The organism is Psychrobacter sp. 4Dc, assembly GCF_002836715.1.
Classification (GTDB): Bacteria; Pseudomonadota; Gammaproteobacteria; order Pseudomonadales; family Moraxellaceae; genus Psychrobacter.
Window position 1 is genome coordinate 1 of the sequence record NZ_PJAT01000047.1, and the last position, 465, is coordinate 465.

Annotated in this window: 1 protein-coding gene and 1 pseudogene; both read left to right on the forward strand. The window is 37.6% G+C overall.

Features of this window, described 5'->3' with window-relative positions:
* Positions 1–303 (forward strand): benzoate/H(+) symporter BenE family transporter (locus CXF61_RS02485; RefSeq protein WP_193834165.1); only part of this gene is annotated, 303 nt, incomplete at its 5' end.
* A 67-nt stretch (positions 304–370) separates the two neighbouring features.
* A pseudogene (locus tag CXF61_RS02490) lies at positions 371–465 on the forward strand (CoA-transferase); the annotation flags it as partial.

Sequence of the window (465 nt, forward strand, 5' to 3'; positions counted from 1 at the left end):
GCAAACGGTATTTTTTATCTATTAGGGGGACTACTTGCCGGTAGCATCGTGATGGTATTTAGCTTGCTGCCCAAAGAGCTAGTTGCAGCATTAGCCGGTCTTGCACTTATCGGTGCTATTTCTACCAACATTACTATAGCAATGAAAGATGACTCTCAAAGAGATGCAGCGCTAATCACTTTTTTAGCAACAGCATCTGGTATGAGCTTTCTAGGACTAAGCTCTGTTTTTTGGGGCATTCTTATCGGCATGGTTGCTTACTATATTTTAAGTAAAAAACGCTTATTACCTTTATTTTCATAAGCAAAAAGAAGATGCATAGAACTTAAGTCTCGCAATACCTAATATTACTTTTGTATAGGACATAAACATGATTAATAAAGCTGAAAAAAATATCACGGATGTACTTAGCCAAATTAAAGATGGCGCCACTATTATGATTGGTGGTTTTGGAACTGCAGGGCA